This window comes from Kutzneria buriramensis (assembly GCF_003387475.1).
In the GTDB taxonomy this organism is placed as follows: domain Bacteria; phylum Actinomycetota; class Actinomycetes; order Mycobacteriales; family Pseudonocardiaceae; genus Kutzneria; species Kutzneria buriramensis.
Genome location: NZ_QUNO01000014.1, coordinates 1 through 15,434 on the forward strand (window position 1 = coordinate 1; position 15,434 = coordinate 15,434).

14 protein-coding genes are annotated in these 15,434 nt (G+C 71.2%); 10 read left to right on the forward strand and 4 right to left on the reverse strand.

Annotated elements, in window-relative coordinates:
• The coding region (locus tag BCF44_RS35525) for an LLM class flavin-dependent oxidoreductase (protein WP_116178855.1) at positions 1-563 on the reverse strand (563 nt) is incomplete at its 3' end.
• Between the two features lie 157 nt (positions 564-720).
• Between BCF44_RS35525 and BCF44_RS55910 the strand changes: the two genes are divergently transcribed.
• Complete coding sequence (locus BCF44_RS55910) at positions 721-870, forward strand: hypothetical protein (RefSeq protein ID WP_170217922.1); 150 nt, start codon at positions 721-723, stop codon at positions 868-870.
• 37 nt (positions 871-907) lie between these two features.
• Here BCF44_RS55910 and BCF44_RS35530 read toward each other — a convergent pair whose 3' ends face one another.
• The 3 genes from BCF44_RS35530 to BCF44_RS58700 are packed head-to-tail and all read right to left on the reverse strand — an operon-like array spanning position 908 to position 3,122.
• On the reverse strand, positions 908-1,912 hold the full coding sequence (locus tag BCF44_RS35530; protein ID WP_116178856.1) for an isopenicillin N synthase family dioxygenase: 1,005 nt from the start codon (positions 1,910-1,912) through the stop codon (positions 908-910).
• Positions 1,909-2,994 carry a YeiH family protein gene (locus BCF44_RS35535; RefSeq protein ID WP_116178857.1) on the reverse strand — a complete coding sequence of 362 codons (1,086 nt, stop codon included), beginning with the start codon at positions 2,992-2,994 and terminating at the stop codon, positions 1,909-1,911. Before BCF44_RS35535 ends, BCF44_RS35530 begins: the two co-directional genes overlap by 4 nt.
• Positions 2,991-3,122: a hypothetical protein gene (locus BCF44_RS58700; protein WP_281283176.1), complete on the reverse strand. Its 132-nt coding sequence runs from the start codon at positions 3,120-3,122 to the stop codon at positions 2,991-2,993. The genes BCF44_RS35535 and BCF44_RS58700 overlap by 4 nt, the downstream gene beginning before the upstream one ends.
• Before the next feature lie 325 nt (positions 3,123-3,447).
• Here BCF44_RS58700 and BCF44_RS35540 point away from each other — a divergent pair, with 325 nt between their 5' ends.
• From BCF44_RS35540 to BCF44_RS35580, 9 genes are all read left to right on the forward strand, one after another.
• Complete coding sequence (locus tag BCF44_RS35540) at positions 3,448-4,623, forward strand: ROK family transcriptional regulator (protein ID WP_211353364.1); 1,176 nt, start codon at positions 3,448-3,450, stop codon at positions 4,621-4,623.
• 121 nt (positions 4,624-4,744) lie between these two features.
• A complete protein-coding gene (locus BCF44_RS35545; RefSeq protein WP_116178859.1) occupies positions 4,745-5,233 on the forward strand; it encodes a flavin reductase family protein in 489 nt (162 codons plus the stop codon).
• A gap of 17 nt (positions 5,234-5,250) precedes the next feature.
• Positions 5,251-6,303, forward strand: a complete 1,053-nt coding sequence (locus BCF44_RS35550) for an ABC transporter substrate-binding protein (protein WP_116178860.1) — start codon at positions 5,251-5,253, stop codon at positions 6,301-6,303.
• On the forward strand, positions 6,300-7,139 hold the full coding sequence (locus tag BCF44_RS35555) for an ABC transporter permease (protein WP_116178861.1): 840 nt from the start codon (positions 6,300-6,302) through the stop codon (positions 7,137-7,139). The genes BCF44_RS35550 and BCF44_RS35555 overlap by 4 nt, the downstream gene beginning before the upstream one ends.
• Complete coding sequence (locus BCF44_RS35560) at positions 7,115-7,849, forward strand: ABC transporter ATP-binding protein (RefSeq protein WP_116178862.1); 735 nt, start codon at positions 7,115-7,117, stop codon at positions 7,847-7,849. The genes BCF44_RS35555 and BCF44_RS35560 overlap by 25 nt, the downstream gene beginning before the upstream one ends.
• Entirely contained in the window at positions 7,846-9,183 is a 1,338-nt protein-coding gene (locus tag BCF44_RS35565; protein WP_116178863.1) for an LLM class flavin-dependent oxidoreductase, read from the forward strand. The genes BCF44_RS35560 and BCF44_RS35565 overlap by 4 nt, the downstream gene beginning before the upstream one ends.
• Positions 9,180-10,511, forward strand: a complete 1,332-nt coding sequence (locus BCF44_RS35570; RefSeq protein ID WP_116178864.1) for an LLM class flavin-dependent oxidoreductase — start codon at positions 9,180-9,182, stop codon at positions 10,509-10,511. Before BCF44_RS35565 ends, BCF44_RS35570 begins: the two co-directional genes overlap by 4 nt.
• Positions 10,508-14,239 (forward strand): ABC transporter ATP-binding protein, encoded by a 3,732-nt coding sequence (locus BCF44_RS35575; protein ID WP_116178865.1) that lies wholly within the window; start codon positions 10,508-10,510, stop codon positions 14,237-14,239. Before BCF44_RS35570 ends, BCF44_RS35575 begins: the two co-directional genes overlap by 4 nt.
• On the forward strand, positions 14,236-15,285 hold the full coding sequence (locus BCF44_RS35580) for an LLM class flavin-dependent oxidoreductase (protein WP_116178866.1): 1,050 nt from the start codon (positions 14,236-14,238) through the stop codon (positions 15,283-15,285). Before BCF44_RS35575 ends, BCF44_RS35580 begins: the two co-directional genes overlap by 4 nt.
• Positions 15,286-15,434: the final 149 nt, after the last annotated feature.

Consider the following 15,434-nt stretch of genomic DNA (forward strand, 5'->3'; position numbering starts at 1 on the left):
CCGACGAAGTCGATGTAGTGCAGGCGGTCGCGGTCCAGGTAGCGGCTGGTGGCGACGTCGCGGATGACCGCGTCGTCCTCCCACGAGTCCCACAGATCACGGACGGCCCTCGTCGAGTCGCGTGCCTCCCGGGCGCTGTCCTCGACGAGCGACCGGCCCCAGGCCCGCGCCGCCTCACGCGCCGTGCTGAGGCCGACGAGCCAGCCGGCCCGGCCGACCGAGACGTGATCGATCGACGCCAGCTGGGACGAGACGTGGAACGGCTCGGCATAGGTGGTCGACACGGTCGGGACGATGCCCAGGGTCGTGGTCGACGCGGCGATGAACGCGGCCCGCTCCACGGCCCCGATGCGGCCGACCGGCTGCGGTCGGTCGCCGGGCGGCAGCAGGTCATCGTCCACAGTGGCCAGTGTGAAGCCGGAGTTCTCCACGATGGTGGCGGTCGAACGGATGTGGTGCGGCGTGAGTAGTCGATCGGGTGCGTGGGAGGCGCGCCGCCACGCCGCCGGGTGCGCGCCGTCGCCGTCGATCTCGATGGCCAGATGCAGGCCGGGATTCGGCATGGCTCAACCGTATGTCGCGTGAGATTTCCCGGCCCGGATGTCCACAGCGTGGAACGGGCACGGTCGGCGTTGACGGTTGACGGCGGGCGTTGCCGATGACGGGTGCGTGAGAGGTTCGAAGGATGCGCCGGTCGTCCTTGTGCGGCAGGAAGAATCGGTGTCCGACAGACGTGTGTCGGACACCGAGCTTCTCTCGGCGCGCCTGGTTCCGCTGCTCGGCACCACGCTCCAGCCGGGCACCTCGGGGCTGCCACACGGCGGCCAGGGCATCCAGCAGTCCACGGTCAACCCCGCGCCGACGCTCTGAACCGCTGTATCGGTGAACCCCGTCGAGGGTTCACCGGTCAGCGTTCGGTCAGCACGTCCGACCACCAGCGCTCGGCCACCCGTGGGTGCGAGCGGAGCCAGCCGAGCAGGGCGTTCTCGCCATAGGCCGCCAGCAGTGGGTTGTCCGGGTCTTCGGTGACGCCGCGTGCCCGGGCGGCGAGTCCGGGCGGCAGCGTGACCGGTTCGACGACGGCGTCCAGTCGTGGGGCGAGGAAGAACGCGGCCGAGTACCGGTCGACACCGTTGGCCGGGCTGACCACACGGTGGTTGGTCGCGCGGAGGTAGCCCAGCGTGGCGATCTCCAGCATCTCGCCGATGTTGACCACGAAGCTGCCGGGCCGCGGGGTGACGTCGATCCAGCCGCGGTCGCCGGCCCGCACCTGGAGGCCGCCGATGTCGTCCTGCTGGAGCAGGGCCAGGTAGCCGTAGTCCTTGTGCGCGCCGACGCCCTGGTCGGACGTGGCCCGACCGGGATAGTGGATCAGCTTGAGATGGGTGGCGGCCTCGTCATCGAACCAGGCGGCGAAGTAGCGCTCGTCCTGGCCCAGCGCCGCGGCCAGGGCCCGCAGCACCTCCTGGCTCACGCGCAGGGCTTCGGCCTGCCAGGCCAACACCGTGTCCCGGAGTTCGGGCAGCGCGGTCGGCCACTGGTTGGGGCCGATCAGCCGGAGCCACGCCGGGTCGCCCTCGCGCACCGTGCGCGCCGGTCGTTCCGGGCCGATGTCGATCTGCTCTCGCCAGTCGGGTGTGCCGCCGGTGTGCTCGTTGCCGACCCTGGTGTAGCCACGGAACTGGGCCGAGTTGACGTTCTCGATTTCCAGGCGCTGCTCCAGAGGCAGGGCGAAGAAGCGCCGAGCGGCCCGCGAGACACCGTCGGCGACCGCAGCCGGCACACCGTGTCCGACGACGTAGAAGAAGCCGACGTCGTGAGCCGCGTAGCGCAGATCGGCGAGAAAGGCGGCGCGGACATCCGCTCGCCCCCGGAACCGGGATATGTCCAGTACCGGCAGGCCGGTGCTCATGCCAGCCAGCCGGACGTCAGCAGCACCAGGCCGAGTGAGCAGGCGGCGACCACGACCAGGCCGAGCGCGGCGACGACAAGGGGCCGCAGGCCGCTGCGAGCGAGTTCGCGGAGGTCGAAGTTGAGGCCGACGCCGGCGAAACAGAGCAGGAAGGCCCACTTGGAGAGGTTGCCGAGGCTGGTGACCTCGGCCTTGGTGAACAGGCCGGCGGTGGCCAGCGCGGACACCGCGATGAAGCCGAGCACGAACTTGGGGAAGGTGCGCCAGACGAAGGCGGCCCGCCCGCCGAGGCCGGCGGCGACGGTCCGGCCGCCGCGGGTGGACCAGTAGGCGGCGTAGCCGAGCACGACAAGCCCGATGAGGGCGTTGCGGGTGTTCTTGACGGCGACGGCGATCTGCTGCGCCTGGGCCGAATACGCGGCGCCGGTGGCGGTGGCCTCTGCGGTGTTGTCGACGGCGAGGCCGGCCCACAGACCGAACTGGGTGTCGGAGAGGTTGAGCAGGTGGCCGATGGCCGGGAAGCTGAACAAGGCCACCGCGCCGAGCGCCAGGATGGCGGCGATGGCGTAGCCGGAGTCCTCGTCGTCGGCGTCGATCGCGCCGCGGCCGGCGATGATCGCCGACACGCCGCAGATCGAGGTGCCGATGGCCAGCAGCGTGGAGAGCTTGCCGCTGAGCCCGAACGCCCGGCCGACCAGCAGGATCACGGTGGTGGCGATGGCCATGTCGATCAGGATGATGCCCAGGCTGAAGCCGCCGAGCTTGGCCAGGTCGCCGAGCACGAAGCGAGCCCCGAGCAGCACGATGCCGGTCTTGAGCCAGAACTCGTAGGTGGCCACGCCGGGCCGGAACAGCGCCGGTAGGCCGACCACGTTGCGGATGACCAGCCCGATGACGATGGCCCACAGCACGTACTCGATGTCAGGCAGGGCGGTGCCGGTCGCCTTGCCCAGGCTGCGCAGGCCGTTCTGGGCGAACGTGCCGAGCACGCCGACCGCGAGGAGCAGCAGCAGGCCCGGCAGGTAGCGCACAGCCGGGACGGCCGCGATCCCCCGTCCGGCGGTGGTCTCGGCGGTGCTCATTTGACGAGGAAGGAGATCGCCGGCAGCACGCCGGTCGCGGCCAGCAGGACGAGCACCGTGCCGACGATCACCGCGGCCCAGTCGGCGCCGATCCTCGTGACGGGGTTTCGATCGTTCGGGGATCCCATGGTTCGCCTCCGAGGACTGTCTGCTGTGGACCATCGCCTGGGCGGGTAGCAGCACTGTAGGGGCGATGGTGCCGGCCGACCAGGACGTCCATCACGTGGGACGAACAGGGCAGGCGACGGGTTTCCGTTCCGCGCAAGGGGGGTGCGGCGGCTCTCATGATGTGAACGGGCTGGGCACGCCGGCGCCGTCTCTGTCACCATCGGCGCATGGCTTCCCAGGCGGCCGGGCTCTGCTCCCGCCGGCACATCGACCTCCGCCGCCATGCGGCGGCGATGTGTCGCGCCGGCCGCCCCGGTCCCTGATCCCCGGCACGCTGGAGAAGCCATGCAGCGCACGACATCGACCGCCGGCACGGTGTTACGCGCCGTCCTTGAGCACGGGCCGGTCTCGCGAAGCGCGGTCGCGAGGATGACCGGACTATCGGCGGCGTCGCTGAGTCGGCAGACCGCGGACCTGGTTCGCGCCGGCTTGCTGCGTGAGTTGCCGGAGGTGAGCGGGCCGAACGGACTCGGCCGCCCGCACGTGCCGCTCGATCTCGACACCGACCGACACGTGGTGGCCGGGGTGCACGTCGCCGTTCCGCACGCGACCTCGGTCGTGATGGATCTGCGCGGCCGAATCGTCGCCACGCACACGGAACCGCATCGCGGTGCGGGGCCGGAGGCCGTGCTCAGGCGGGCCGGCGGCACGGTGCGGTCGTTGCTCGACACGTACGCCGATGGCGCGACCCCGCTGGGGGTGGGGTTCGCGTCCGGCGGCTGGGTCGACCCGGACATGGGCACGGTCGTCGAGCACGAACTGCTCGGCTGGCGTCATGTTCCGGTCGCGAACCTGCTGTCCGAGGCCACCGGGCTGCCGGTGCGCATCGACGGCCACTCGCGCGCGCTGGTGCACGCCGAGCAGCTGTTCGGCGACGCCCGCGGCAGCGCCTGCGTGGTGCTGTTCGTCGGCAACGTGGTGGACACGGCCTTCGCCACCGACGGAGTAGTCCACTATGGACGCCGGTCGGCGGCGGGCGGCGTCGCGCACCTACCTGTTGCCGGCAGCGACTACCCGTGCACCTGCGGCCGCCGGGGCTGCTTGCAGGCGTCGGTGTCGGAGTGGGCGATGGTGGGTCGGGCGTTGCGGCGGGGGATCATCGACAGCCCGTCGTTCCCGGCGTTGCTGGCTGCCGCCCGTGATGGTGACACGGCGGCGCTGAAGTTGTTCCGCACGAGGGCGGAGTTGGTCGGGCGGGCCGCCGCGATGTTGTTCGACGTGCTCAATCCCGAGGTGCTCGTGGTGGTGGAACAGGGCGTCAGCAACCTGCCGGGCTGCCTGGACGTGCTGCGGGCCGAGGTGCGGGCCCGGTCGACGGCGTGCGAGCGTCCTGAGGAAACCGTGCTGCCGACCAGCTTTCCCGGCGCCGTGCTGGCCATCGCGGCCGGCGCCGTGCTGTTGGACGTGCTCTACACCGATCCGCTGGGCCCGGTGCGGCGCCGTTTCGCTCCCGCGATGTGAAACGGACTTAATTCCCGGCTGCGTTATGTAGACCGGCCGGAACCGGGCGGCGAGGATCGAATCGTCAGTCCCCAACGGGTTTTCGACACCAGATGTGTCCATCGTGGAACAGGGGTGTGTCATGACCGCGACCGTTCCCGGACTGGAACCGACGCAATTCAGGAACGTGTTCCGCCGGCACCCGGCCGGTGTCGTCGTGATCACGCTGGATGCCGGCCACGGTCCGGTCGGCTTCACCGCCACCTCGCTGAGCTCGCTGTCGCTCGAGCCGCCGCTGGTGTCCTTCGGCATCGGTGTCGGCACGTCGAGCTGGCCGCATGTGAGCCGCGCGAGCTCTGCCGTCGTCAACTTCCTCGGCGCCCACCAGGAAGACGTGGCCAGGACGTTCGCGACCAGCGGCATCGACCGGTTCGCCGCGCCGACCGAGTGGACCCGGCTGCCCGACGGCGAACCCGTGCTCGCCGGCACCGCGGGCTGGCTGCGGGTCACCGTCGAGCAGACCATGGCCGCGGGTGACCACCGCATCGTGATCGGCCGGGTGGTGTCCGCGTCGCTGGCCGACGGCCACCGCCCGCTGATCTATCACGACGGCAGCTATCACTCGATCTGAGGAGCGAAGGAAGAACAATGAGGCCGACCGTACGACGAAGAACTCGAATCCTCGCCGCCATCGCGTTGTGCGTAGGCCTGTCCGCGTGCGCGTCCGGCGAGTCCGACAGCCCGAAACTGGCCGCCGATGCCGTCATCGCGGACACCGTGCCGCCCGGCACCGCGCTGTCCGTGGCGGTGCACACCACCGAGGTCCAGCTCAAGACCACCGGCGACGTGTCGAAGCTGCCGTTCACCGTGAAGGACTGGCCGACGCTGAGCGCCGGGCCCGACGTGATCCAGGGCTTCCGGGCCAATGCCGTCGACATCGCCAACAACGCCGGCATCCCGCCGATCCAGGCGCACAACACCGGCCTGGACGCCAAGATCGTCGCCGTCGAGACCCGCAGCAAGCCGCTGTACCAGCTGGCGACCGCGCCGCACACCTCGATCACCAAGCTGTCGGACCTGCGCGGCAAGAAGATCGCGCTGTCGCCCGGCCAGGCCCAGGGCGTGGTGGTCCTGCGGACGCTCACCGAGCTCGGACTGTCCAAGAAGGACGTCACGCTCGTCGAGCTGCCCAGCACCCAGTTCCTCACCGCGTTGCAGGCCGGCCAGGTGGACGTCGCGCCGCTCGCGGAGCCGACCACCACCAAGTACCTCGGCCAGTACGGCAAGGACGGCGCACGCAAGATCGAGACGCACGCCGTCGACGCGCTGAGCATTCTCTGGGCGCCGACGGCCGTGCTGAACGACCCGGCGAAGGCCGCCGCGGTCAAGGCCTTCATCCCGTTCTGGGCCCGCAGCCAGGTGTGGGCGTGGGAGAACCAGGACGCCTGGATCGCCGCCTACTACGTCAAGGACCAGAAGGTGAGCACGGCCGACGGCAAGCGGATCGTGGCCGCGAGCGAGAAGCCCGCCTTCCCGACCAACTGGGCGGACGCCGTCAAGTGGGAGCAGCAGACCATCGACGTGGTCACCGGCTTCGGCTACTTCGGAAAGTCCTTCAACGCCGCGGACCTGTTCGACCGGCGCTTCGAGAGCGTCGCAGCGAACGCGGTGCCCGCGCAGTACCGGGGAGGACAGTCATGACGACGGTCGTGTCCGAGGCGGTGACCCTCGCGCCGCCGGAGCCGCTGGTGGCGGCCCCCCGCAGACGGCTCCGGCCCGGCAAGCCGATTCCGTTCGGACGCCTCGTAGGCGTCGCCACCGTCGTCGGGATCTGGGCGCTGGCCTCCGCCGTCGGGCTGCTCGATCCGCGCAAGCTGTCCGCGCCCTGGACGGTGTTGCAGACCGGCATCGACCTCGCCCGGGACGGCACGCTGGAGGCCAACACCGCCGCGTCGCTGCACCGGGCGGTGCTGGGGTTGGTGATCGGCGTCGCCGTCGGCACGCTGCTGGCGGTGCTGTCCGGCCTCACCCGCCTCGGCGAGGCGCTCATCGACGGGCCGATCCAGGTCAAGCGGGCGATCCCGGCCCTGGGCCTGATCCCGCTGATGATCCTCTGGCTGGGCATCGGCGAGACGTTCAAGGTGGTGCTGATCGCGATCGTGGTGGCGCTGGCGATCTACGTGCCCACCCACAACGCGCTCACCTCGATCGACAGCCGCTACGTCGAGCTGGCCGAGGTGGTCGGCCTGTCCCGGTGGGGGTTCCTGCGCAAGGTCGTGGCGCCGGGCGCGCTGCCGGGCTTCTTCCTCGGCCTGCGGCTGGCGGTCACCGGCTCGTGGCTGGCGCTGATCGTGGTCGAGGAGGTCAACGCCGTCGACGGCCTGGGCAAGATGATGTACAGCGCCCAGGACTACGGCCAGTCCGACGTCATCCTGGTCGGTCTCGTCCTCTACGGCCTGTTCGGCTACCTGTCCGACAGCCTGGTCCGACTCGTGGAGAGGCGGGTGCTGTCGTGGCGACGGACGTTGGCCAACTGAGCGCGGTGCGCGCGACCGGCCTGGTCCGCCGCTTCGGCGAGCACGTCGTGCTGGACGAGCTGAACCTGGAGATCGCCGCCGGCGAGTTCGTCGCGCTGCTCGGCCAGAGCGGCTCCGGCAAGACCACGCTCCTGCGCGCGCTGGCCGGCCTGGACCGGGACGTGACCGGGGAGGGCACGCTCGCGGTGCCGCCGAAGGTGTCGGTCGCCTTCCAGGACTCGCGGCTGCTGCCATGGCTGCGGGTGCTGGACAACGTCGTCCTCGGGCTGGCCAAGGGCCGTGACGTCGGCAGGGCCGCGCTGGCCGAGGTCGGCCTGGCCGGCCGCGAACGGGCGTGGCCGACCCAGCTGTCGGGTGGTGAGCAGCAACGGGTCTCGCTGGCGCGCTGCCTGGTCCGCGATCCGCAGCTGCTGCTGGCCGACGAGCCGTTCGGCGCGCTGGACGCGCTGACCAGGACCAAGATGCACGGCCTGTTGCGTGACCTGCTCCGCCGGCACCGGCCCGCGGTGCTGCTGGTGACCCACGACGTCGACGAGGCCATCCAGCTGGCCGACCGCGTGCTGGTGCTCGACGCCGGCCGCATCGTCCTGGACCGCGCCGTCGACGTCCCGCAGCCCCGGTCCCTGCGCGACCCCGCGTTCCACGAGTTCCGCGACCTCCTGCTGAGCGCGCTCGGCGCGACGGCCACCGCCGACGGGAGCACCCGATGACCACACGGCAACTGCACCTCAACGCGTTCCTGATGAGCGTGGGGCACCACGAGGCGTCCTGGCGGCTGCCCGAGAGCGACCCGCACGCCAACCTCGACATCGAGCACTACAAGAACCTCGCCCGCATCGCCGAGCGTGGCCGGCTGGACTCGGTGTTCCTGGCCGACAGCCCGGTCCAGATGGGCGATCCGGGCCGGCGGCCCAGCGGCCGGCTGGAGCCGACCGTGCTGCTCACCGCGCTGGCCGGGGCCACCGACCACATCGGACTGATCGCGACCGCCTCGACGACCTACAACGAGCCCTACAACCTGGCCCGGCGGTTCGCGTCGCTCGACCACGTCAGCGGCGGTCGGGCCGGGTGGAACATCGTCACGACCGCGGGTGTGGAGGCGGCGCAGAACTTCGGCCTGGACGACCTGCCGGCGCACCGGCACCGCTACGAGCGGGCCGCCGAGTTCGTCGAGGTCTCGAAGAAGCTGTGGGACAGCTGGGACGACGACGCGATCGTGGCCGACAAGGAACGCGGCGTGCACGCCGAGGCCGACCGCGTGCACGTGATCAACCATGAGGGGCCGCACTTCAAGGTGCGCGGACCGTTGAACGTGCCACGCCCGCCCCAGGGCCACCCGCTGCTGGTGCAGGCCGGATCGTCCGAGGACGGCCGGGACTTCGCCGCACGCCACGCGGAGGCGGTGTTCACCGCGCAGCAGACCCTGGACGAGGGCAAGGGTTTCTACGCCGACCTGAAGGACCGGGCCGCGCGGTTCGGGCGCGACCCCGAGCAGGTCCTGATCCTGCCCGGCATCGTGCCGGTCATCGGCGACACCGAGGCCGAGGCCCGCGAGCTGGACGCCGAACTGGAGCGGCTGATCGTCGCGGAGTACGCCAAGGTGCAGCTGGCCAACCGGTTCAAGCTGTCGCCCGACGAGCTGGACCTCGACCGGGAGCTCCCCGGGAACCTGCCGACCGAGGACGAGATCGAAGGCGCCAAGAGCCGGTTCACGCTGATCGTCGAGCTGGCCCGGCGTGAGCGGCTGACCGTGCGGCAGTTGATCGGCCGGCTCGGCGGCGGACGCGGACACCGCACGTTCGCCGGCACGCCCGTGCAGGTCGCCGACACCATCCAGCACTGGTTCGACCACGGGGCCGCGGACGGCTTCAACATCATGCCGGCCGTGCTGCCGTCCGGCCTGGAGTCCTTTGTGGACAAGGTGGTGCCGATCCTCCAGGAGCGCGGGCTGTTCCGCACCGAGTACACCGGCGCCACACTGCGCGACCACTACGGCCTGCCCCGGCCGGCCGGCCAGTTCGCCCGGCCGGGAGTGTCCGCATGACGCGCCGACTGCACTTCAACCTGTTCATCCACGACACCGGGCACCACGAGGCGTCCTGGCGGCTGCCCGACGCGCATCCGCTGGCGCACCTGGACATCGACTACGTCGAGCGGCTGGCCCGGATCGCCGAGTCGGCCAAGTTCGACTCCCTGTTCCTGGCCGACAGTCCCGTGCTGTGGGGCGACCCCGGGCGGCGGCCCAGCGGCTCGCTGGAGCCGACGGTGCTGCTCACCGCGCTGGCCAGGGCGACAAGCCGGATCGGCCTGATCGCGACCGCGTCGACCAGCTACAACGACCCGTTCAACCTGGCGCGGCGGTTCGCGTCGCTGGACCACGTCAGCGGCGGGCGGGCCGGCTGGAACATCGTCACCACCGCCGGCGACGACGCCGCCCGCAACTTCGGACTCGACGCGCAGCCGGCCCACGCGGACCGGTACGAGCGGGCGGCGGAATTCGTCGAGGTCTCCAAGAAGCTGTGGGACAGCTGGGACGACGACGCGGTCGTGGCCGACAAGGACCGCGGCGTGCATGCCGAGGCCGACCGGGTGCATGTGATCAACCACGAGGGCACGTACTTCAGGGTGCGTGGCCCGTTGAACGTGCCGCGCTCGCCGCAGGGCTATCCGCTGCTGGTGCAGGCCGGATCGTCCGAGGATGGCCGGGACTTCGCCGCACGCTACGCGGAGGCGGTGTTCACCGCGCAGCCGACCCTGGCCGAGGGGCAGGTGTTCTACGCGGATGTCAAGCGCCGGGCGGCCGAGGCCGGCCGCGACCCGGACACCGTGAAGATCCTGCCCGGCATCGTGCCGGTGCTGGGGGAGACCGAGGCGCAGGCCCGAGAACTGGAAGCCGAGCTGGACCGGCTGATCGTGCCGAAGTACGCCGTCGAGCAGCTGTCGAAGCAGCTGGGCGTGCCGGCGGAGCGGCTCGCGCTCGACGATCAGCTGCCGGCCGACCTGCCGTCCGAGGACGACATCGAGGGCATGAAGAGCCGCTACACGCTGATCGTCGAGCTGGCCCGGCGTGAGCGGCTGACCGTGCGGCAGCTGATCGGCCGGCTCGGCGGCGGACGCGGACACCGCACGTTCGCCGGCACGCCGGTCCAGGTCGCCGACACCATCCAGCAGTGGTTCGAGCAAGGCGCGGCCGACGGCTTCAACATCATGCCCGCCGTGCTGCCGTCCGGCCTGGAGTCCTTTGTGGAGCGGGTGCTGCCGGTCCTGCGGGCCCGGGGTCTGTTCCGCACCGAGTACGAGGGGAGCACCTTGCGCGAGCACTACGGCCTCGCCCGCCCGGCCAGCCAGTACGCCCTGGTGACGGCGCAGTGACCAGCAGGCTGCTCGGATACTGTCTGCGGCACCGCCGTGACCTGATCCTGTCGTACGGCGCCGCGCTGGTGGCCGCGACGGCCACGGTGGTGCTGCCGCTGATCATCCGGCAGATCGTCGACGACGTCGCCGCCGGCCGTCCCGGCGTGGTGCTGCCGCTGACGGTCGTGCTGGTGGCCGTGGCGGGCGTGCGGTTCGGCTGCGCCTACCTCCGCCGTTACCGGTCCGGACACCTTTCCCTCGGCGTGCAGTACGACATGCGCGCCGACGTGTTCGACTCGCTGCTGCGCCTCGACGGAGCCCAGCAGGACGACCTGCGCACCGGCCAGGTGGTCAGTCGGTCCATTTCGGACATCACGCTGATCCAGACGTTGTTGCAGATGCTGCCCAACGTGGTCGGCAACCTGCTGATGTTCGTGGTGTCGCTGGTCGTCATGGCCGTGTTGTCGCCGCTGCTGACGGTCATCGCGCTGGCGGTCGGTCCGGCGCTGTGGCTGATCGCCTACCGCAGCCGGCGGGACCTCTTCCCGGCGAATTGGCACGCCCAACAGGAGGCCGCCGAGGTCGCCGGCGGGGTCGAGGCGGCGGTGACCGGCGTGCGCGTGGTCAAGGGCTTCGGGCAGGAGAGCCGGGAACTGTCCGAACTGGAGGGACGTGCCCGCCGGCTGTTCGCGTCCCGGCTCCGGGTCGCCCGGCTGACCAGTCGCTACAGCCCCGCACTCCAGTCCGTCCCGGCGCTGGGCCAGGTCCTCGTGTTGGCCCTGGGCGGCTGGCTGGCGCTGCACGGGCACATCTCCCTCGGCACGTTCCTCGCCTTCTCCAGCTACCTCGCCGGCTTCGTCAGCCCGGTCCGCCAGCTCGCCACCCTGCTGACCGTCAGCCAGCAGGCCCGGGCCAGCGTCACCCGCGTGCTGGAGATCATCGACACCGAACCGGGCGTCGCCGACCCGCCGGACGCCGTGGAGCTGCCGGACCACCCGCTGACCGTCGAGTTCGACGACGTCGTCTTCGGTTACGGCGACGGGGAACCGGTGTTGCGCGGCCTGTCGCTGCGCGTCGAACCCGGCGAGACCGTGGCCGTCGTCGGCGCCGCCGGCTCCGGCAAGTCCACCCTGGCCCAGCTGCTGCCTCGGCTGTACGACGTGCGGTCCGGTTCGGTCCGCGTCGGAGGCGTGGACGTGCGGCAGCTCTCCGTCGCGTCGCTGCGATCCCGGCTGGGCTTCGTGTTCGAGGACAGTTTCCTGCTCTCCGACACCGTCCGGTCCAACATCTGTTACGGCAGAACGGACGCGCCCGAGCAGGCGGTGCTGGCAGCCGCGGCGATCGCCCAGGCGGCGGGATTCGTGGCGGAGCTGCCGGACGGATACGACACGGTGGTGGGGGAGCAGGGCCTGACCCTGTCCGGTGGCCAGCGACAGCGGATAGCGCTCGCCCGCGCGTTGTTGCTGGACCCGCGGGTGCTGGTGCTCGACGACGCCACGTCGGCGGTCGACACCCAGGTCGAGGCGCTGATCCAGGAAGGGCTCGCCGGCGTGACCGGCGCCCGGACCACATTGGTGATCGCGCACCGGCGGTCGACGCTCGCACTGGCCGACCGCGTTGCCGTACTCGACGACGGCCGGATAGTGGACGTCGGCACCATCGAGGAACTGGACGCCCGCTGCGAGCTGTTCCGGGCGTTGCTGTCCGGCGACGACATGCCCGATGTCGACGAGCAAGCGGCCACCGAACCGCCGCGCCCCGACGGGCGCACCCCAGAATTGTGGCCGGCAGTGGTCGAGGCGCGGCCCGGTGGCGTGGAATCCCGCGTGGCGACCATGTTCGCCACCGCGGCCGCCGGGCACGGCGGTCCTGGCCGCTTGGCGTCGGCGGGCGGCGGCCTGCTGATGTCGGCGCCGGCCGGGGAGGAGCTACTGGCCCGGCTGCCCGAGCCACCGGCGCGGGACTACGACCCGGGAGTGCCGCCGGAGCTGGCCCGAGCCGCCGACCTCTCGTTCAGTCTCGGCCGCCTGTTACGTCCGTTCCTGACGCCGTTGCTGGCGGGCCTGCTGCTGGTCGTGCTGGACGCGGCCGCGCAGATCGCCGTGCCGGTGCTGGTGCGGACGGGCGTCGACCAGGGCGTGGCGCAGGGTGCCGTGACCGCGCTGTGGATCGCTTCGGCGGTGGCGGGTGTCGTGGTGGTGCTGGACTGGGCGGTGAGCGTGGCGCAGGTGCGGGTCACCGGCCGAACCGGGGAACGGCTGCTGTACACGCTGCGCGTCAAGACGTTCGCACAGCTGCAACGGCTCGGGTTGGACTACTACGAGCGCGAGCTCGGCGGCCGGATCATGACCCGGATGACCACCGACGTGGACGCGCTGTCGAACTTCCTCCAGACCGGCCTGGCCACGGCCGTCGTCAGCGTGTTGACCATCCTCGGCGTTCTGGTCGCGCTGGTGGCGATCGACGGCGGCCTGGCGTTGGTGCTGGTCTGCGTGCTGCCGGTACTGGTGGTGGCGACGGTGGTGTTCCGGGCCCGATCGGTGCCGGCATACACCGAGGCCCGGGAGCGGGTCAGCGCGGTGAACGCCTATCTCCAGGAGCACGTCGCCGGTATCCGCGTCACCCAGGCGTTTCGACGGGAACGGCACAACGCCGCCGAATTCGCCCGCCGTGCCCGGGCGTTCCGCGACTCGCGGCTGCGCGCCCAGCGGTACATGGCCACCTACTTCCCGTTCGTGGAGTTCCTCTCGGCCGTGTCGACCGGCCTGGTGCTCGTGATCGGCTCGGACCAGGTGCGGGCCGGCGCGGTCACCGCCGGCACGCTGATCGCCTTCGTGCTCTACGTCGACCTGTTCTTCTCGCCGGTGCAGCAGCTTTCCCAGGTTTTCGACGGCTACCAGCAGGCCGTGGTCGGCATGAGCCGGCTACGCGGCCTGATGCGCACCCCGACCACGACACCGGCGGCCACCGATCCCTCACCGGTGCGGGAACTCCGCGGGGAGGTCGTGTTCGACGACGTGCACTTCGCCTACGGGCAGGGGAAGGAGGCGCTGCGCGGCATCACATTGCGCATCCCTGCGGGCAGCACCGTCGCCCTCGTCGGGGAGACCGGCGCCGGCAAGTCGACGGTCGTGAAACTGCTGGCCCGGTTCTACGACCCGACCAGCGGCGCCGTTGTCGTCGACGGTCAGGACCTGCGGCAGCTCGATCTGGCCGGCTACCGGCGACGGCTCGGCCTCGTCCCGCAGGAGCCGCACCTGTTCGGCGCCACGGTGCGGGACGCCATCGCCTACGGCCGTCCCGATGCCACTGACGCGGAGGTGGAAGCCGCCGCCCGGGCCGTCGGCGCGCACGGCATGGTGGCCACCCTGCCGCAGGGCTACCTGCACCCGATCGGCGAGCGTGGCCGCAACCTGTCCGCCGGTCAGCGGCAACTGCTGGCGTTGGCCCGCGCCGAGCTGGTGGATCCGGACATCCTGCTGCTCGACGAGGCCACCGCGTCGCTGGATCTCGCGACCGAGCAGACCGTGCGGCTCGCCACGGACGCGCTGGCCCGCCGCCGAACCACGATCGTGGTGGCCCACCGCCTCACCACCGCCGCCGTCGCGGACCTGATCGTCGTGGTCGACGCCGGCGCGGTGGTCGAACAGGGCACGCACGAGCAACTGCTGGCGGCCGGCGGCCGCTACCACCGCCTATGGACCGCCTTCACCCACATGTCCGCTCCCGAGGGGATGCCCGCATGAGCTCCGAACTCCTTTGGTACATCCCGAACCAGGCCGACCCCGGGCACCGCGGCGACACCGTCACCGACGACCACAACAGTCTGGCGACCCTCACCGAACACGCCCGGGCCCTCGAGCGGCACGGCTGGGACGGCGCCCTGATCGGCACCAGTTGGGGACGTCCCGACACCTTCACCGTCGCCACCGCGCTGGCCGCCCGGACGGAGACCTTCAAGCCGCTCATCGCGATCCGGCCGGGTTATTGGCGGCCGGCCAACTTCGCCGCCGCCGCCGCGACGCTGAGCCACCTCACCGAGGGCCGGGTGCTGGTGAACATCGTGTCCGGGCAGGACGAACTGGCCGCATACGGCGACACCGAGGGCGTACAGGCCGACCGCTACGCCCGCACCAAGGAGTTCCTGCAGATCGCGCGCAGACTCTGGACCGAGGAGAACGTCACCTTCCACGGCTCGCACTTCGGCGTCACCGACGCCACTGTCGCGCCGCGGCCCGGCACCTTTCGGCCGCCTCGGCTGTACTTCGGCGGCGCATCGCCCGCGGCCGAGGAAGTAGCCGCCGCCGAAGCCGACGTCCAGCTGTTCTGGGGCGAGCCCCTCGACGGCGTCGCCGAGCGGATCCAGCGGCTGAAGGCGTTGAGCGACGAGGTCGGCCGCTCGCATCCGCCGCTGGAGTACGGGCTGCGCGTCACCACCTTCGTGCGGGACACCACCGACCAGGCCTGGGCCGAGGCGGAGGCCAAGGTCGCCGAGATGGCCAACGGCAGCATTGCCCGTGACCCCAACCGATTCGTGGCCACCGGGCAGCGGCGGCTGTTCGACCTGGCCGCGCGGGGCGCGGTACTCGACGACAACCTCTTCACCACGCCAGGGAGGTTCGGCGGGGGCGGCGCCGGCACCACCTGGCTGGTCGGCTCAGCCGAGGACGTCGCCAAATCGCTGCGCAAGTACCAGGAACTCGGCGTCACCCACTTCGTGCTGTCCGACACTCCGTACCTGCCGGAGATCAAGCGTCAGGGCACGCAACTGCTGCCGCTGCTGCGCGACTGAGAGGCCCGTTCACCACGCTCAGGCACGTCCTCACGTTGGCCGTCACTGTTGTCGCCACACTTGTCCTCACCCCCTCGGCGTCCGCGACTGCCACCACTGATCGTCCTGACCAACGCCGCGGGCGCCGGCCGCTGGGCCGCGGGTATGTC